At 52.8% G+C, this 19,680-nt stretch carries 11 protein-coding genes; 8 read left to right on the top strand and 3 right to left on the bottom strand.

What is annotated here, in order from left to right:
* The first annotated feature begins 14 nt into the window (after positions 1–14).
* Genes iolG through iolB form a run of 8 tightly spaced genes read left to right on the top strand, consistent with a single transcriptional unit; the run spans position 15 to position 9,400 of the window.
* Entirely contained in the window at positions 15–1,001 is a 987-nt protein-coding gene (gene iolG / locus OGV74_RS05930) for an inositol 2-dehydrogenase (RefSeq protein WP_003845960.1), read from the top strand.
* A 38-nt stretch (positions 1,002–1,039) separates the two neighbouring features.
* A complete protein-coding gene (locus OGV74_RS05925; protein WP_032949851.1) occupies positions 1,040–1,969 on the top strand; it encodes a sugar ABC transporter substrate-binding protein in 930 nt (309 codons plus the stop codon).
* A 51-nt stretch (positions 1,970–2,020) separates the two neighbouring features.
* Positions 2,021–3,568 (top strand): sugar ABC transporter ATP-binding protein, encoded by a 1,548-nt coding sequence (locus tag OGV74_RS05920; RefSeq protein ID WP_003839789.1) that lies wholly within the window; start codon positions 2,021–2,023, stop codon positions 3,566–3,568.
* Positions 3,569–3,579: 11 nt separating this feature from the next.
* Positions 3,580–4,608, top strand: a complete 1,029-nt coding sequence (locus tag OGV74_RS05915; protein WP_003839791.1) for an ABC transporter permease — start codon at positions 3,580–3,582, stop codon at positions 4,606–4,608.
* An 8-nt stretch (positions 4,609–4,616) separates the two neighbouring features.
* Positions 4,617–5,750 (top strand): Gfo/Idh/MocA family protein, encoded by a 1,134-nt coding sequence (locus OGV74_RS05910; protein ID WP_032949849.1) that lies wholly within the window; start codon positions 4,617–4,619, stop codon positions 5,748–5,750.
* A 12-nt stretch (positions 5,751–5,762) separates the two neighbouring features.
* A complete protein-coding gene (locus OGV74_RS05905) occupies positions 5,763–7,667 on the top strand; it encodes a bifunctional 5-dehydro-2-deoxygluconokinase/5-dehydro-2-deoxyphosphogluconate aldolase (RefSeq protein WP_008321519.1) in 1,905 nt (634 codons plus the stop codon).
* A 14-nt stretch (positions 7,668–7,681) separates the two neighbouring features.
* Positions 7,682–8,572 carry a myo-inosose-2 dehydratase gene (iolE, locus tag OGV74_RS05900; protein ID WP_086504445.1) on the top strand — a complete coding sequence of 297 codons (891 nt, stop codon included), beginning with the start codon at positions 7,682–7,684 and terminating at the stop codon, positions 8,570–8,572.
* Between the two features lie 9 nt (positions 8,573–8,581).
* Positions 8,582–9,400, top strand: a complete 819-nt coding sequence (gene iolB / locus OGV74_RS05895; RefSeq protein ID WP_032938049.1) for a 5-deoxy-glucuronate isomerase — start codon at positions 8,582–8,584, stop codon at positions 9,398–9,400.
* Positions 9,401–9,614: 214 nt separating this feature from the next.
* On the opposite strand, the gene OGV74_RS05890 is transcribed toward iolB, so the two are convergent.
* From OGV74_RS05890 to leuE, 3 genes are all read right to left on the bottom strand, one after another.
* Positions 9,615–13,970 (bottom strand): autotransporter outer membrane beta-barrel domain-containing protein, encoded by a 4,356-nt coding sequence (locus OGV74_RS05890; RefSeq protein ID WP_086504444.1) that lies wholly within the window; start codon positions 13,968–13,970, stop codon positions 9,615–9,617.
* 433 nt (positions 13,971–14,403) lie between these two features.
* Positions 14,404–17,946: an inverse autotransporter beta domain-containing protein gene (locus OGV74_RS05885; RefSeq protein WP_086504443.1), complete on the bottom strand. Its 3,543-nt coding sequence runs from the start codon at positions 17,944–17,946 to the stop codon at positions 14,404–14,406.
* A gap of 931 nt (positions 17,947–18,877) precedes the next feature.
* A complete protein-coding gene (gene leuE / locus OGV74_RS05880) occupies positions 18,878–19,522 on the bottom strand; it encodes a leucine efflux protein LeuE (protein WP_181631215.1) in 645 nt (214 codons plus the stop codon).
* Positions 19,523–19,680 lie beyond the last annotated feature (158 nt).

The raw sequence follows: 19,680 nt of genomic DNA, 5'->3' as shown, positions 1-19,680 counted from the left end.
CACCGGGAGCCGTTATGTTTAACATTGCTTTACTGGGCGCTGGCCGAATTGGCCAGGTACATGCAGCTAACATTGCCAGTCACAGTGCTACTACCCTCTGGTCGGTCGTCGACCCGAATCAGGAATTTGCCACTCGTCTTGCCACACAGTACCAGGCTCGTTTGCAAAGCCTGGATGAGGCGATGACGGACCCTAACGTTCACGCCGTGCTGATTGCCTCCGCGACCGATACCCACGCGGATCTGATTGAAATGGCCGCACGCCACGGCAAAGCCATCTTCTGTGAAAAACCGGTCCACCTGGATCTGGCCCGTGTACGCGACTGCCTGAAAGTGGTCAAAGAGTACGACGTACCGTTGTTTATCGGTTTCAACCGCCGCTTCGATCCGCAGTTTCGCCGCGTGAAAACTGACGCACTGGCCGGGCGTATCGGTAAACCGGAATCGCTGCTGATCATCTCCCGCGATCCGTCGCCGCCGCCTGCGGAATATGTGCGTGTGTCCGGCGGTATGTTCCGCGATATGACCATCCACGATTTTGATATGGCGCGCTTTATCATGGGCGAAGAGCCGGTTTCGGTGTATGCCCAGGGCAGTAATCTGGTGGATCCGGCGATTGGCGAAGCGGGCGATATCGACACCGCGTTCATCGTACTGAAATATGCCTCCGGCGCGATGGCGACCATCGTCAACAGCCGCCGTTCTTCTTACGGATACGATCAGCGCCTTGAGCTGCACGGCTCTGAAGGGCTGCTGTGCGCGGGCAATATTCTCGAAAACCAGGTGCAGCACTACGGCAAACAGGGCTGCACCAGCGCGTTACCTGAACACTTCTTCCTGCAGCGTTATAAATCGGCCTATGCCGCGGAATGGGAACACTTTGTTGCGGTACTGCGCGGCGAAGCGGTCCCTGATTGCAGCGGGGACGATGGCGAGCGTGCGCTGTATCTGGCGGATAAAGCGCTGGAGTCACTGCATAGCCAGCGTGAAGTTCTCCTCTGATTGTCACCACAACCTACCCTACACAGAGAGACATAATAATGAAAAAATTGATCTTAGCTGTCCTCATCGCCATGACATCCGGGGCAGCCATTGCTGAAAACGAGCAAATTGTTTTCAGTACGCCAAACCTGGCGATGCCATTTGAAGTTCACATGCAGCGCACGGCGGTGAAAGCCGCAAAAGAGATGGGCGTGAATTTACAGGTCCTGGACGGGCAGGGTAGCTCGCCAAAACAGGTCGCTGACCTGGAAAACGCCATAACTCGTGGCGCACAGGGCTTTATTGTTTCGCCGAACGATGTCAACGCGGTATCCAGCGCGGTAGATGAAATTCAGGATGCGAAACTGCCCGTGGTCACGCTCGACCGCTCCGTTGACAGCCAGAAAAAAGTGCCGCACTTCGGCGCGAACAACTACAAAGGCGGCCAGGCGATTGGCGACTTTGTCAAAACCAAATTCCCAGACGGGGCAGACATTATTCTGCTGACCGGCCAGCCAGGCTCCTCCTCCAACATTGAACGTACTAAAGGTATTCGCGACAGCCTGAAGGCGGGTGGTGAAAAGTACAAGATCGTTGCCGATCAGACCGGTAACTGGATGCGTTCTGAAGGGATGCGCATTGTTGAAAGCGTGCTGCCTTCGCTGCCGAAACGCCCGCAGGTGATCCTCTCCGCTAACGACGATATGGCGCTGGGCGCGATTGAAGCGTTACAGGGGCAAGGACTGAAGCCGGGTGAAGTTCTGGTCACGGGATTCGATGCCGTGCCGGAAGCACTGGCGCGTGTGCGCGACGGTTGGCTGGCAGTGACGGCGGATCAACGTCCTGGCTTTGCGGTGAAAACGGCCATGAGCCAGTTGGTGAATAACGTCCGTGAGAAGACTGCGATCACCGGGGCTGACTACCCGCCAACGCTTATCACTAAAGAAAATTTGCAGCAGGCTGAGCGTATCGGTGAGGCCGGTAACTGATATGTCCGGAGCCGCCGTTACGGCGGCTCCCTCTAAAGGAGGAGCAGACCGATGTCGCAACCCTTACTGAAAGTGACCGACCTGGCGAAAAGCTTTTCCGGCGTTTGGGCGCTGAGCAGCGCACAACTGACTGTCGGAGCAGGCGAAATTCATGCGCTGTTAGGTGAGAACGGTGCCGGAAAATCGACCCTGCTGAAAGCGCTGGCGGGCGCACAGCCGCAAACACGCGGGGATATTTGGTTCAACGGCGAAACATTGCCGGTAGAAGACTCTCCGGTTGAGCGGCAGAACAAAGGCATTATCACGATTTATCAGGAATTTAATCTGCTGCCCAATATGACCGTCGCCGAGAATATGTTCCTCGGACGCGAACCGCGTAAACGCAATCTGATTGTGGACGAAAAGGCGGTAAATCAGGAGGCGCAGGTAATTTTGGATTACCTGCAACTGAACGTTGCGCCAACCACGGCCGTGGCCCGACTGAGCGTGGCGCAGCAGCAAATGGTGGAAATTGCGCGGGCGCTGACGTTGAACGCGAAGCTGATCATCATGGACGAACCTTCCGCCGCGCTGAGCGACAGCGAAGTAGAAAGTCTGCACCGGGTGGTGCGGGAACTTAAAGGGCGTGGCGTGAGCATTATCTACGTCACCCATCGCCTGCATGAAGTTTTTCAACTCTGCGACCAGTTCACCGTTTTTCAGGATGGACGATTCACCGGGAATGGCGCGGTTGCACAGACCACCGTAGAACAGCTGATCCGCCTGATGGTGGGGCGCGATGTGGCCTTTAATCGCCGCCCGGCCAGCGAAACTCACCATGAAGATAAACCTGTGCGTCTGGCGGTGAAGGGGCTTAGCCGCGAAAAACCGCCGCTGGACCCGCATGGCATCGCGCTGCACGACATTAGCTTCCACGTACATGCTGGCGAAGTATTAGGTATTGCCGGACTGGTGGGTGCCGGGCGCACCGAAGTGGCCCGCTGCCTGTTTGGCGCCGACGGTTTTACCTCCGGTAGCTTTGAACTTGATGGCGTGCCGTATCAGCCGCGCGATCCGCTGTTTGCGCTGGATCAGGGGCTGGCGCTGGTACCGGAAGATCGTAAAAAAGAGGGTGCAGTGTTGGGACTGTCGATCCGCGACAACCTGTCGCTCTCCAGCCTGTCGTCACTGCTGCACTGGCGCTGGTTTGTGAATACCCGCAAAGAAGATGCCCTGATTGAGTCTTACCGCCAGGCGCTGCAGATCAAAATGGTCAACAGTGCGCAGGAGGTGCGCAAGCTCTCCGGCGGAAACCAGCAAAAAGTGATCCTCGCGCGCTGCATGGCGCTTAACCCTCGGGTGTTGATTGTGGATGAACCGACGCGCGGCATCGATGTTGGCACCAAATCAGAAGTCCATCAGGTGCTGTTTGATATGGCGAAAAAGGGCGTGGCGGTGATTGTGATCTCCTCCGATCTGCCGGAAGTCATGGCGGTTTCCGATCGGATCATCACGTTGAGTGAAGGTCGGGTGACTGGCGAGATCCACGGCGATGACGCCAACGAAGAGCGGCTAATGACGATGATGGCCATCAACCATAACGCCTTGAATGCGGCATAACGGAGTGACTCATGACGCAGATTATTTCTAAAACGCAGGTTCCAGCCAAACGCGGTGGACGTCTTGATCCCATTGCCTTTTTTGAGCGCTTTGGGGTGCTGATTTTTATGATCCTGCTGCTGATTTTCTTTCAGTTGCAGAACAGCAATTTTCTTTCTGAACGCAACATTTTCAACATTCTGACCGAAGTCTCCATCTACGGAATCATGGCGGTGGGGATGACGTTTGTCATTCTGACTGCCGGCATCGATCTGTCGGTGGGCTCTATCCTGGCGGTCTGCGCTATGACCGCTGCGTATGTGATCAAGGGCGACAACTTCACCACCGTCGATCCGAACGCCTGGGGCGGCATGAGCTGGCTGATTGGCCTTGGTATCTGTATGGCGATGGGCACCGCGATTGGTTTTCTGCATGGCCTCGGCGTGACCCGCCTGCGTCTTCCGCCGTTTATCGTCACCCTCGGTGGGATGACCATCTGGCGCGGCCTGACGCTGGTGATCAACGACGGCGCGCCGATTGCCGGTTTCGACGCGGGATACCGCTGGTGGGGACGCGGCGAACTGCTCGGCATTTCGATTCCTATCTGGATCTTTGCTCTGGTCGCCATTGGCGGTTACCTGGCACTGCATAAAACCCGCTGGGGGCGCTTCGTGTACGCCATCGGCGGCAACCCGGAGGCGGCGCGTCTGGCAGGGGTCAATGTGAAGCGCGTGCTGGTGAGCGTCTACGTATTGATTGGCTGTCTGGCTGGGCTGGCGGGCTTCATCCTCAGTGCGCGTTTAGGCAGTGCGGAAGCGGTCGCCGGGATCTCCTTTGAGCTGCGCGTCATCGCTTCGGTGGTCATTGGCGGCACCTCGCTGATGGGTGGGTACGGGCGTATCGGCGGCACCATTATCGGCTCGATCATCATGGGCATCCTGATTAACGGTCTGGTGCTGATGAACGTCTCGGCTTACTACCAACAAATTATTACCGGCTTAATTATCGTTCTGGCGGTGGCGTTCGATACCTACGCCAAGAGCCGTCGCGGCGCACTGTGAGGATCATGATGAAAGAGGTTCGTATTGGATTGATTGGCACCGGGTATATCGGCAAGGCGCACGCTATCGCCTATGCCCAGGCCCCGACGGTGTTTAACCTGCGCGGCAAACTGGTGCGTGAAATGGTAGCGGAAGTTTCTCCGGAGCTGGCCGCCGAGCGGGCGCAGGCGTTTGGCTTCAATCGCTCAACCGGAGACTGGCGGGCGCTGGTGGCCGACCCGGCCATTGATGTGGTGGATATCTGCTCTCCCAACCATCTGCACAAAGAGATGGCGCTGGAAGCGATTCGCCACGGCAAGCATGTGTACTCGGAAAAGCCGTTGGCGCTGAACGCCCACGACGCGCGTGAAATGGTTGAGGCTGCACAGCGGGCAGGAGTGAAAACCCTGGTGGGGTTCAACTATATGAAGAACCCAACGGCGCAGCTGGCGAAAGAGATCATTGAGCGCGGAGAAATTGGCGAGGTGATCCATTTCTACGGCACCCACAACGAAGACTACATGGCCGATCCGCTTGCGCCGATCCACTGGCACTGTTTTAAAGAAACGGCGGGTCTGGGGGCACTTGGCGATCTGGCGGCGCATATCGTTAATATGGCGCAGTACCTGGTTGGGGATATTCATCAGGTCTGCGGCGACCTGAAGATCGTGGTGCCACAGCGTCCGGCGCAGGTCGGTTCCTCGCAAATGGTGACGGTAGAGAACGAAGATCAGGCCCACGCTATGGTGCGCTTTGCAGGCGGTGCGCAAGGGGTGATTGAAACCTCTCGCGTCGCCTGTGGCCGCAAGATGGGGTTGTCGTATGTGATTACCGGGACCAAAGGAACCATCAGTTTTACCCAGGAGCGCATGGCTGAGCTGAAGCTCTATTTGCATGACGATCCGGTCAACCGCCAGGGGTTTCGCACTTTACTGGTTGGTCCTTCGCATCCGGACTACGGCGCGTTTTGCATGGGAGCCGGGCATGGTATCGGTTTTAACGACCAGAAAACTGTGGAAGTGCGCGACCTGGTGGACGGCATTGCCGCCGACGCGCCGATGTGGCCGGACTTCGAAGAGGGCTGGAAGGTGTCGCGTGTGCTTGACGCCATCGCACTCTCGCACCAGGAAGGCCGCTGGCTGAATGTGAACGACATTGTCTGAAGAGGTATCAACGTGGAAAAGCAGTTTGATGTGATATGCATGGGCCGCGTGGCGGTTGACCTCTACAGTCAGCAGATTGGCGCACGCCTGGAAGATGTGTCGAGCTTTGCCAAATATCTTGGCGGATCGTCCGGCAACGTGGCCTACGGAACGGCGCGACAGGGACTGCGTTCATCAATGCTGGCGCGGGTTGGCGACGAACATATGGGGCGTTTCCTGCGTGAAGAATTAAACCAGGTAGGCTGCGATACTAGCCATCTGATTACCGATAAAGACCGCCTGACAGCGCTGGTGCTACTCGGCATTAAAGACCGGGACACCTTCCCACTGATTTTTTACCGTGATAACTGCGCGGATATGGCGATTACCGCCAGCGATGTTGATGAACAGTACATCGCTTCTGCTCGTTGTCTTGCCATCACCGGGACGCATCTTTCTCATCCGCAAACCCGCGAGGCGGTGTTGACGGCGCTCGCTTACGCCCGCCGTCACGGCGTGCGTACGGCGCTGGATATCGACTATCGCCCGGTACTGTGGGGGCTTACATCCTTAGGCGACGGCGAAACACGTTTTATCGCCGCCGATCAGGTCACCCGTCAGTTGCAGGAGGTGTTGCATCTTTTTGATGTGATTGTCGGCACCGAGGAGGAGTTTCATATCGCGGGCGGCAGTACCGATACGCTGCAGGCGCTGTCGCAGGTTCGCGGCGTGAGTAACGCGACGCTGGTCTGCAAGCGCGGTGCGCTCGGTAGCTCGGTGTATACCGACGCGATCCCGGCCCGGCTGGACGATGGCCTGACGGTGACCGGCGTACGCGTGGAGGTGCTGAACGTGTTGGGGGCGGGGGATGCGTTTATGTCCGGCCTGCTGCGCGGCTACCTCAACGATGAGGGATGGGAGCAGGCGTGCCGCTATGCTAATGCCTGTGGTGCGCTGGTGGTATCTCGTCACGGCTGTGCGCCGGCGATGCCGAGCAAAGTTGAGCTTGATGATTATCTTTCTCGTGCTGCGGAGGTTCCGCGTCCGGATCTTGACCCGCGTCTAAACCATCTGCACCGCGTCACCACCCGTCGCCGCGAATGGCCGGAACTGTGCGTGATGGCTTTCGATCACCGCAGTCAGCTTGAAGAGATGGCGCTACAGTGCGGCGCGTCTTTGAAGCGTATTCCGGCATTGAAACAGCTTATTTTGCAGGCCAGCCGTGAAGCGGCCAACAGCGCCGGGCTGGAGGGCAAGGCCGGGCTGCTTTGCGACGGTACGTTTGGTCAGGATGCGCTGAATTCGATAACCGGAGAGGGCTGGTGGATAGGTCGCCCTATCGAACTGCCGGGATCTCGCCCGCTGGAGATGGAACACGGCAATATTGGCTCGCAGCTCATCAGTTGGCCGCAGGAACATGTGGTGAAGTGTCTGGTTTTTTTCCATCCGGAAGATGCCCACGCGTTGCGTCTGGAGCAAGAACAGAAAATCGCCGAGGTGTACCGCGCCTGTTGTCAGTCTGGTCATGAGCTGCTGCTGGAGGTGATTTTGCCGGCCAGTATGCCGCGCAGTGATGAACTGTATTTGCGCGCCATTTCCCGCTTCTACAACTTAGGGATTTACCCCGACTGGTGGAAACTCCCACCGCTGACTTCTGCTGGCTGGACGGCGTTGAGTGACATTATCGAACGGCGCGATCCGCACTGCCGTGGCGTGGTGATCCTTGGTCTGGACGCACCGGCAGAGCAACTGCGCGCGGATTTCAAAGCGGCTGCGGGTCATGCGGTGGTGAAAGGATTTGCCGTGGGACGCACGCTGTTTGGCGACGCTTCCCGCGCGTGGTTGAAACACGATATTGACGATGCGCAACTGGTGGCGCGCATTAAAGATAACTACTTGCAGCTTATCGCCTGGTGGCGCGAGCGCGGACAAGCATAATTCAGGAGAAGATAATGACGGTACAATTAGGTATTAATCCACTGACATGGACGAATGACGATCTTCCTTCACTGGGCGCTGAGACGTCGCTTGATACTTGTCTGAGCGAGGGTAAAGAGGCCGGATTTGCTGGTTTCGAACTGGGTAATAAATTCCCGCGCGAGGCGCGACTGCTCGGCCCCATTTTGCAGCGTCACGACCTGCAACTGGTTTCCGGCTGGTATTCCGGACGTCTGCTGGAACGCAGCGTGGAGGAGGAGATTGCCGCCGTGCAGTCACATCTGACGTTACTGCGCGAGCTGGGGGCCAAGGTGCTGGTCTTTGCCGAAGTCAGTGGTTGCATTCACGGCGAGCAGCAGACGCCGGTACATCTGCGTCCGCGCTTCCCGCAAGAGCGCTGGCAAGAATACGGTGAAAAGCTCACCGAGTTTGCGCGCTACACCCAGCAGCAGGGGGTACAGATTGCCTATCACCACCACATGGGAACGGTGATTGAATCTGCTGAAGATGTGGGTAATCTGATGACGAATACCGGTGATGAAGTTGGATTGTTGCTCGACACGGGACACTTGACCTTCGCCGGGGCCGATCCGCTGGCGGTGGCGCAGCGCTGGGCATCGCGTATCAACCATGTTCACTGTAAAGACGTGCGTGCCGACGTGCTGGCGGATGTCAAAAATCGCAAAACCAGCTTTCTCGATGCGGTACTGAGTGGGGTCTTTACCGTGCCGGGCGATGGCTACGTTGACTATCCGCCGATCATGGCCTTGCTGAAGGCGAACCAGTATCAGGGGTGGTTAGTCGTGGAGGCGGAGCAGGATCCGGCCATCGCGCATCCGCTAACGTATGCGCGTCTGGGCTATAACAACCTTAGCCGTCTGGCGCGTGACGCTGGTCTTATCTGAGGAGGTGATATGTCACGTTTATTATCACGCTGGCAGCAGCCGGACGCGCAGGGGCGTACGCAGTCAGTGACGCCGGAAAGCGCCGGTTGGGAATATGTTGGCTTTAAAGCGTACGAACTGGAAGAGGGGCAGCAGCTTACGCTGCCCGCCGTCAGCGAAGAACGTTGCCTGGTATTGGTCGCCGGACGCGCGACCGTCACCACGCCGGGTGCAACCTTTACGGATATCGGCGAGCGGATGAGCCCGTTCGAACGGATCAAACCGTGGGCGGTCTATGTCACCGCTGGTGAAACCATACAGGTTCAGGCGGTGACCAGACTGGAGCTGGCGGTCTGCGCTGCGCCGGGGAAAGGCACACACCCAACACGGCTGATCGCACCTAAGGATATCGACGGGGAAGCGCGCGGCAAAGGTCACAACCAGCGTTATGTGCATAACATTTTACCGGAAGATAAACCTGCTGATAGCCTGCTGGTGGTGGAAGTGTGGACCAACGAAGGCTGTACCAGTTCCTGGCCAAGTCATAAGCATGATACCGACAATCCGCCGCAGGAGACCTATCTGGAAGAGACTTACTACCATCGCCTCAACCCGCCGCAGGGATTCTGTCTGCAGCGGGTATACACCGACGACCGGTCGCTTGACGAGTGTATGGCTGTCTATAACCGCGATGTCGTGATGGTGCCAAAAGGGTATCACCCGGTGGCAACCCTGGCAGGATATGACAGCTACTACCTCAACGTGATGGCGGGCCCGGTACGCAAATGGATGTTCACCTGGGAAGATGAACATGCGTGGATTAATCGCGAGTATCCAGTTGATAAGTAAGGTTTTGAATGGCTTTGTTAAAAGCGAGTCGTTTTTTCCCTCTTCTTGATCAGTAAAATGGGAGGGATGGGATGACGGTTGGTACTATTTAAGTGCTCATTATTCTCATAGCTCGCCTGGCTATGAGAATAATGCAAGCGTCGATATATTTGGGGTTATGGCAGTAGCCAGGGTGCTGTCGAAAACACCCCGGCTATCTTTTGTTGCGGGCTGATTAGAAATGATATTTCAGTCCTAACGTTGCCGCGCTGTTGTTGTAACCGTTGTCTCCCATCTGGACGCCCACATTACCCCACAGATTTAAATCTGGCGTAATCTGGCCTTCGACACCCAGTTTAATCTCTCCCAGATTGCGTGCACCTTCCTGGCTGACGCTAACGTCGTCCATTTTTGTGCTAAAACTGCGTGTATTATGGAGCCAGTTAGCTTCAATAAATGGCTGGAATTCGCGGCCTTTGCCCTCATCCATTTTATTAAAGCTTTTCAGATAGGCTCTGGCTCCAAGACGGGTTTGAATATTACCGTTACCATTCATCTCGATACGCGTTCCGTTAGCTTCCCGATGGTCATCAGATTTGACCTCCATCCAGGTAACCTGCGCCTGCGGTTGAACATACCACTCATTAACGGTTCCTTTGCTGCCAGAGAATTCGCCAACTTTAAAGGTATACCCTGTTTCAACAGATGCCGTCAGACCTTTGGATTTATAGGACTCAGAAGCCAGTCCTTCACCTTTGACATGGTTATCAAACCATCCATATTGTGCCCAACCGTCGAAGTACAGGCCTTTATGATCAGTGTTATCGGCAAACCACGTGGCATAAAGGCCAGTACTATAGCCATTGACGCTACCTCGCGAGGTGTAACCCGTTGCTGATGAGCGGGTCTGATTATTGTCATGGCCATATCCGGCCATGATCCCGAGACGCCAGCTATCATGCCCGTTGGTTGAGCCCTGCGCGATATCGCTGCCGAGCTGCATCACATAGCGATTACTTTGAGTACGCAACTGGCTGCTACCGTCATACCAACTTTGGTGGCTACCTGCCTGACGCATCCACATACCGATGGTTTTCATCTCTCCGGTTGACACATCTGTGTACTGAGCTTTGCCCGAGCGATCATGTAGCTGCATGTTGAACATGGTGTTTACTGCAGCATGGTTCGCGGTATAGGTTCCTCCTTCCGGGCGAAGCATATGCTCTGTGGGCGAAACCGGTTTTTCGGGATTTTCAGGCTTAATCAACTGACTGGTCAGATACCAGTGATTATTGTTAGCCCCCTGACCTCGAACCAATGAATAATCATACGCACCCGCAGTGATACGCCCGCTCTGAGCAAAATCACCATCAGAACGGCCATCAACATGAATAAGCTCAATCCCCTCCAGAGTTTGTGAACCCTGGCCTCCTGCATTGGTGACACTTACTTGAGTATTGCCAGTGGTATCACCTTTTACAATAAGCTTATCGGTGGCCGAACGATCGTCCCCCAGAACCGTATCAAAATTAATATGACCATTGCTGCCGTGGTAATTTCCTTCAACAATCAGCTGGTTGCCGGCGGACTGTCCAATATTCCCCAAAGATATCGCACCCTGATTGGTGAGATCTCCGCCAACAGTAAAGTGGCCTGATGCTCCATTTCCGGCAACAAACAGTCCGGCATTATGGATACTGCCTAGTACTGTTCCCGCGCCTGAAAGCATACCGGCAGAAGATATATTGACCTGCTGGCTCGCTAAAGTAACAGGCGCATCCTCCTGACCCAGCATCAGCCCCCCTTGTTGAATATCCGTGGTGCCGGTATAGGTGGAATTCGCAGTCAGAGTGACAGTGCCCTGGCCCTGCTTGATGATATTACCGCTGCCATCGACCTGGTTTTGCATGGTCCAGTCATCCATGCTGTTAAGGATCATGTCACCCTGATTGTGAATCGTCGCCTCCCCCAGATGTTCGGCGGCTGACGCCACTAATTGTGTGTTTTTATCCAGGCTTAGCTGGCCGCTAAATCCACTGTTATCCCCCTTAAGAGCGACGTTAGATTCGCTGAATGAAACTTCACCCTTACCGCTAAGGTTGTTGGACAAATGTCCCTCAACGGCATTGAGGTTGAGATGACCATCGGCAATAATCTTCCCGGTTCCCAATCCCTGAACATTATCCAGAGTGACCTCTGCGCCGGAGGCGATGGCCGTTGTTGCGCTTAAGGACGCATTAGAGCCCTTCACGCTAAAGACACCGTTATCGATATTCAGATTACCGCTGCCGACCAATGCCCCCGCGGATGTTCCGCCGTTAGAAATCGTCAGGCTACCGCCATTAATATTCAGAACTGATCCCGCTGCGCTGGTTAGCTGCCCAATCGTCTGGCTATGCCCATTCATATCCAAAACGGTCTCTTCTGCCATCTGCAGACCTGCTGTATGGCCCAGAACATTATCATTGAGCATCAGTAGATTACCGCTGCGCAAATCGGTCAGACCGGTGTAATCATTATTCAAACCAGATAGTGAAACTGTGTGGCCTTTCTGGCTGTCGAGCGCCAGATCCCCGGAGCCGGTCAGGCGGGAACTCAATTCCGCAGCCGCCCCGACTTTTCCGTTGGCGTTCAGGCTCAGTGCATTCTGACCCTGTCCTTGTAGTTCAATCTGCGTCAGACCGTAGCCCACATAAAGGCCGTCATGGTTTTGCCCGCTGGTCAGGCGATAGTCGTATGTTCCCTTTGCTACAACCTGCCCGTCCTGGCTGATGTCATGCTGAACAGCGTCGGTTATCGCGTTACCGTTCAGATCCTGCAGTTGCAGGTTTCCGGCATCTCCTGTTACAACGGTTGCTGAATTGGTGGAAACCAGTTTAATTTCCGCATTGGCGTCTTCCTGCTCCATTAAGGAGAGACCGGTATCAATACCTTGAGATATGGCGTCCACTACGCCCACAGGATTCACCTGCACAGCACCAGACCCTGTCAGGTCTAACCGGTCTTTAACATTCACCATTTTGTCGGTTTGGTGTATGCCGGGGGTAATGTTACCAAACTCAATGGTACCGCCAGAAAAGGCCAGACTTCCGATGGACTGTGTGCCTGTACCCAGTGAAATTTCACTCCCTTTTCCTGCAATCAGCCCTGCTTTTGCAAGAGCATCGGTGTTGGTTCCCTGCAGGTTGAATGTCGTATTTTGTAATGCCAGAGCACCAGTGAACCCAGAGGTCGCTGCGCTATTTTTAAAAGAGAAAGCGTGATTTCCCGTATCGACCCCCAGGATGCCAGACCCTGAAATCTGGTGGCTAAACAACCAGTCGCTGGTGCTATTGAGCTGCAGTTTCCCGTCAACGGATAACCCGGCAGAACCCAGGTTTTTCTGATCGGACACGGTTGCAACGGCACCCGATTCAACATTGATCTTTCCTTTAAAGGCGGTGTTATCACCTAATAACGCCACATTTCCGGCGCCGACGGAGATAATGCCGTTCCCCGAAACCTTATTGGTAAACGCCATGTTGTCCTGGGCGTTCAGTAAGAGTTTGCCGCTATTGCTAATATCAGCGGTTCCCAGGTTCTGCGTAACCCCAAGGGTGGCATTCCTGGCAATTTTTACGTTGCCGCTAAATTTTGAGTTATCACCAGATAAAAACGTTGTACCATTTAGCGCATTGATATTACCCAGCCCCTCACTGCCGCTTGATATATCAGCTGTTATATTTGCGTTATCACTGGTGTGGTTCAGTGTGATTTTTTTATTGTCTGTGCTAGCCCAGACAAACTCTATTTTCTTGGCGTCAATAACTCCAGCAGATTTAGCTTTCTCACCTTCTTGAGCGCCTAATGCTAATTCTGAGTTCGTACTCAAGCTAATTTCTGGGGCAGATATTTTCCCCATGTCAGATACCACCAGCGTGGTATTTGAATCTTGATTGTAATACCCCAGGCTTAATTTCTCACTGGCGTTAATTTCACCCTTGTTATTAACCGACAGGAATTGATCGCCACCGTAGCTCTTGAAAACACCCATAAAGAATGTTTGTGTATTTACCTGGCTACCTTCGCCGCTAATGTTTCCCCTTTCATAGGTAAGACGACTGGTCCCTTTAACATGAATCTTACCGCCATCAGACACGTTAAAATAACCACCAGTTCGCCAGTTGTCTGATGCGCTGTCATATAAGTCGTCAGCATAGAGTTCGCTGCCTGCATTGGACACGTTAAGGTAACCCGTACCTCTCAGCAGAACGTTTAGCTCGCCATTGATACGTACTGTTCCTTGGGTAATATCCAGTCCACCACCTGATGTGAAGGTCAGGCGGGGGCGAGAGTCCGGTGCATTGATTACCAGGTTAGCATTATCTTTTACATTGATATGGTAATTAATAGACTGGTTTTTTTCGCCAAAATCAACGGTGTTATCTGTGCTGACATCAATATCATTAGCAAAGGCCATTGATGAACATAGCGCTACAGCACCGGCTAATAACGCCCTGGACTTTTTTTTCGTGTTCTTCCTTCCCAGTTCGGAGCACACACACCAGCAATTACGGACTTTACTCCATTTTATTTGATATATTTTGTTCATAAACTCTCCGCAAAATAATCATAATAAAAATTTAACACTTTTGGGGTAAGGTATTTATCGGGCTACATTTTTGAGAGTGAAAATGCAGATCTCCGAATTGATGATATATGTCATGTGTCATTAATGTGATGTAAACATCGGTACTGGATACTCGATTCAAGTCTCCCTGCGTAGTTTGTCACGTGATAAATTAATTTTGATAATATAGCCATCAGTCTGAAAATATTTTACCTGAGGCTTTGCTGATATTTCCAGCCCCTTTATTATATTGCTGCTTGTTTTCAAATCAACGGGGGAGGGGGAATCGTCGAGAGTGAACTTAGCTTTGCTATACCTATTATAGTTCTGAGTCTTAGTGGGTAGAAGACGTGTGGGCAATATATAGAAAGGGAGATAGCCGCCATGTTGCGGCTATCTCCTGTTTATATCCCGATCAGGAATTCGGTTGATGATTCTCAACTACCCAGACGGTGAGTTCTTTTTCCAACGTTTTATCTCCCGTCGTTGCCTTCACTTTCACCCAACTTTCACCAGCAGTATCCGTTCTCAGTTCAGAGTAGGCATTTCCTAACTTAAAGTTGGTTTTATCCGGTGTCATCGTAAAGGTTCCGCTGTCGGGTTTGGCTCTGCTGCCTGCGCTAAATTCGACACTGCCGTTTAACGGATTGCCAAATTTATCCCGCAATCGGGCCATAAAGCCCATCGGCTCAAGGTTGGCAACGACGTAGCCAAAATCCTGCTCCAGAGTGAGTACTGGATTCTGGGCATCAGCATTCAGCATCAGCGAAGCATTTGCCGAGACGTTGCTACCGTGTTCAGCCAATGTGGCGGTCAGCGTGTAACGACCCGCCTTTTGACCGTGGACATTTACGGTCGCAGTACCGGAAGCATTGGTGGTGACAAGCGTATTATCAATCACCAGAGGATCGCGTGGCGATGGGCCTGTGGCCGTAATCTTCAGCTTACGGTTGCTGACGCTGTTCCCCGATGTATCGCTCAGATGCAGGGTAAACGCCACGTTATCCACATCACTCACTACGGCGGATGTGGTTGACGGTTCGATCGTCAACGCTGCATTTTGCAGATCTGATACCACCTCAATCGCCTTACCCGCCGTAACGCGTTTACCCTCTTTGATGAAGGTTGCCTGCAATTGATAGTGCCCGGCTTCTGTGGCAACAAAGGTTGTTGATGCCATTCCTTTCTCATCCAATGTCAGTTCTGACTGGCCCAGTTTTAATCCACTGGCAGGGGTACTGGTCAGGTGCACGTTGCCACTAAATGGGTTGTTCTCACCGTCGACAACCTGTACCTGAATTTCATGCGTAGCTGATGCGTTTGCCACGATGTTCTCAGCAGGTGCCGCCAAATTCAGCACTGCGCTGTTAATATCAGGTACGAATTCCAGGTCAACGCTTGAGGACTCAACGCTGTGCTGCCCATCTGTAACCCTGGCATTAACGGTGTAATGACCCGCCTTAACCGTTGTTAACGTTACCGTCGCGTAACCCTCTTTATTGGTGGTGATTTTGTCCGGGTACACGAGCCCTTGTGGCGTTACGATAAGCTCCACTTTCTGTCCTTCAACCGACGCGTTGGTATTGTTGAGCATGATCTCAAGCGTGGCACCATCGCGACCGTTTGCTGCAATATTGGTGATTGCGCCATTGTCTTTGGCTGTCAGAGACAATGTTGCCCCCTCCATTGCTGAGGCAAATGTGACGCTTAGCGATGAGCTGATGTTCCCCGCGCTTAGCGTAATATCATAAGTTCCCGGCGTTGAACTGGTCAGTGAGAATCTTGCTTCACCTTTGGCATCGGTGGTGGCAACGTTCTCGCCATTCGCAACCTTGACCTGTGACGGTAACGCCAGGGTGACCGTGTATCCGGATAGCGCGTTACCATAAGGGTCGGTCAGGGTAACGACCGCGACATTACTCTGTTTGCCATCCGCCAGCGCATTGTCCCTGGTCAGGTTAAACGCCTGCACCACCGGCTGCGTTTTGTCTGCAATCCAGTTGGCTTGTTTTTCCAGCCCGGAGAAATCATGTTTTTGTGACGTCACACCAATGCGTGTCGCCTGAGCCAGTTCAGACGTTGCCTTAGCGCTGTACACGCCGTCTTTCTCTTCTACTGCAGTAAAACGGATCTCGCCGCTGGCTGAAACAGCATAAAAACGTAAGCTGTCGTCGCCGGTGATGGCATTCCCGTCTTTATCTTTTGCTTCTAACGCCAGGTTAATCGGGTGCCCTACGACCTGCTCCATGGGCATTACCGTGAATGTCGATTTTGCCGACTCGGCGGAAATCGCTTTAAGTGTCACTGTCAGGGTTTCTGTTTTACCCTGGACTTTAGCGGTTATGCGTGCCGTCCCCGCCGTTAAACCCGGCGTCAGCATAGCGGTATACACCCCGGAACGGGTTTCCTGCACTTCACCAAGCTTTGGAGCCTGTGCCGAACGCTCACGATTTCTCTGTGCGTCAGGCGTAAATGCCAAAGACAATTCAATGTCATGTGCAAGCCCTGTTAACGGATTGCCATTGGTATCTTTAAGCACCAGCTTAACCGGATGCTGTGACTTCCCATCAGCCGCGATGATCGGTTGCTGCTCGTCGTTCAATGTAAAATCCATTGTGCCGACAGAGGCTGAATTCCCCGTCACCGTTACGCTCATCACTGCATAGTTAGAGACGTTTCCTTTAACATCTCGCGCCGTTGCGCCGATCTGCCACTGATTGGTGCCGCCGGGTGTATAAGCGGGTAACGTCAGTTGCCATGACGTGCCGCTACCGGAAATGCGCCCGCCAGCGGCGGCAAATGCGCTATCGTTCCACTCTACCGACTGAATGCCCCAGTGGGATTTATCCAGTGAAATAGTCACCGGAACAACGGCGCCACCTTCCCCCTGCACGCTTTCAGGCAGGCGGATTTTCAGAACCGATTTTTTGCGGTATTCCAGAACAATATTGTTATTTCGTTCGACAAAATCGTAGCGTCCGTGCTGAACTTCGCGCATCAACGCAACATTGTCGCTATCCAACTGCTTCGCCAGCGGGATGCCGGGGCGATAGTTAATCTCTACGCCGAAGCGTGAATCATGAGTATTGCTCTGCCCCTGCTTGTGTTCAGCGGAAAGCGTAACTAGCGGAACCGGCGTATAGCTGATCCCACCTGTAAAGGCGTACGGATTTTCCTGAAGATGATCGCTGCCAAAGAGGCCGACATTCTTGCCGTAATACTTTTCATATTTAAGCGATGCGCCCAGTTGCGGATACGATGGCAACCAACCTTGGGTATAGATATCCCATCCATCCGCCGGACGTTCCTGATAATCATCCAGATCGTGGGAATCCTTCCATTTTGATAATCTTAAATAAGCATTTGCGCCTGCATGTAAATAATCTCGCCAATACTCAACGCCTGCACCCATACGTGCGTGATGACGACTTAAATCGTAGTCATAAAATAAGTTTGCGCCCAGCATTGAATTATCCGCCGTGAAGTAGCGATAACCCATACCGATATTAGTTTGGGTTCTGTCATCGGTACGGTGAAGCGATGTCTGGCTAAATAAAACATGCTGCTTTGTATCAATCCACGGATAAAGGAAATCGAACGACGAATCTTTCAACGAGAAAGCGTCATCGACGTTGAGTTGAAGACGCGCATTACCGTACTTCTGTAGCCACTCTACCACCTCCTTCGTTGCCTGTGCTGAGACGGTATTGGCAGCAAAACTGCCCGCATGGCCGTTTTCAATACTTCTGCCAGCTTGCGCGGCGAGAGAAGACAGGCCGCGCAGTTCTTGCTGTTCTGCGGCGGTCTGCGATGCCTTAACGGCTGACGCATGGCTAATGGTTGGCGTGAAGCTAAGAAGGGCAGGATACAGGGCCTGCAAAGCGATTGTTGACCATGCGACAACCTTATTAACGGGGCCTGTTGCCCCATTGCTCCGCGAAATTTTCTTATTTGACATTCGTAACTCCAATATCAATTAAAAAAATCAAAGGTTATTCTATGTACTGAACGGGATGCGTAATATATGTATTTAGTAGGAAAATTCAAGAGTTATTCATGGAGAAGTTAACTGGATGTTTTTACACGATCCTCTGTCGGGGTTGTCTAGCGATGTCGAACGTTTAAATGGCGAATGTTCTAAAAAATACGTTTCTTTTTATAGTGACGATTTTAAGCTTATAGGGATATTCTTTAAGCCTGGTCGTTCACTGTTAAATAAAAAGGGGTATCAGGAAATTAATCTGCTTGTTCGTATTCATCTATCATCACGTTCTCCGGATTTAAGTCTGGAACGTGCCAACGCTATTCAGGACGGGTCAAAGAGCATAAAAAAGCCCGCTTAAGCGGGCTTTTTTATCACTCGGGAGCCGCGGCTCCTTTGCGTATCTTTTTTTGTCTCCTCACCGTCTGGTCGGTGTCCTGCTGAGACTGCTAACTTCCTGTTATTGCTAGTGCTGTCCTGGCACTATCCAATCATGATTGGTGGGCTGGCGTCCCTGTACTTTTAATCATAGTGTATTGATATTTAATGTTTTTGTTTAAATTAATTTCTTTATGGGTTCCAAAAAGGAACCATAAAGTAGAACCACAGTACCTCGCATGGTTCCAACATGCCTAGCGACTTCAAAATAACACCCTCTATAGGCATACTAAATGTAAGTGTGGCGGGATATTTAGCGTCTGATTACTGAGGGGGTCAATAAAAACTGCTCTATCTCAAATACTGTAGTGATCCATAAACTTGTCCGTTTGAGTAGATGGTGTACCTCGCCCGTTCAGGCACGGAGCGGCCAATCAGCAGAGTATTCATGTCTGCTATGAGCGAGGAGCTGACGTCCCGTCCCAGGAAGAACGTAAAAAAACCGCCTCACGGCGGTTTAACTATCCATTCAGGAAGTTGCGCTTGCGAGTCTTGCTGCAAATCCAATGAAGAACATCCCTACCAGCGCGTTTCCGATTGCAGAAAGACGTCGGTTGCCTTTAAGACGGCTAAGCAGATAAGAGCCACAGAAAACGAGAAAGCCGAAATAAACGAGAGTAATTGCGAACATTACTGCTGCCAGAATGATGAACGCCATCCAGGAGTGTTCAGCCTGAACATTGATGAACTGGGCGAAGAAAGAGATATAGAACAGCAGCGTCTTCGGATTCAATAGCGTAACCAACATTCCGCGTCCGATGATCCCCCCGGCATCAGCTGAAGATTTCTTTTCCTCACTCGTTTCGACAGCCGGCTTAAAGATAGCGCGTAATGTCTGGACACCGAGATAGAAAAGATAAGCAGCGCCTGCGTACTTGATGGCGTTAAACAAGGCTGGGGTTGAACTTATGACCGCCGCCAGCCCACACCATGCCAACAGAACCAGAATAACGTCGCTCAGCAGAATCGAAAATATTGCAGCGAAGCCCCGCTTTATGCCGCTGGTAATGCTCGTTTTAATCACGAACATTCTTTCAGGACCAGGCACAAGGACTATCAGCGTCGCACCAAGCAGGTACGTCCAGAAATTCACGACACCAAAATCAGCAAACATTTTCACTCCAGTTCATTCGTTTTCAACGAGGCTATTCTAACGTAGCCAGCGTTAATGAAAACACATCGCAGCTACTTTCTATTCAACCAACGTCGGCTTCTGGCACGCAGAGGACAAGATGCGTGACCATCATGTCTGCTACGAGCGAGAAGCGGACT

This window comes from Citrobacter sp. Cf116 (assembly GCF_030336505.1).
Classification (GTDB): Bacteria; Pseudomonadota; Gammaproteobacteria; order Enterobacterales; family Enterobacteriaceae; genus Citrobacter; species Citrobacter freundii.
The sequence above is the reverse complement of the archived record's forward strand: the minus strand, read 5'-3'. Positions and strand labels throughout refer to the sequence as shown.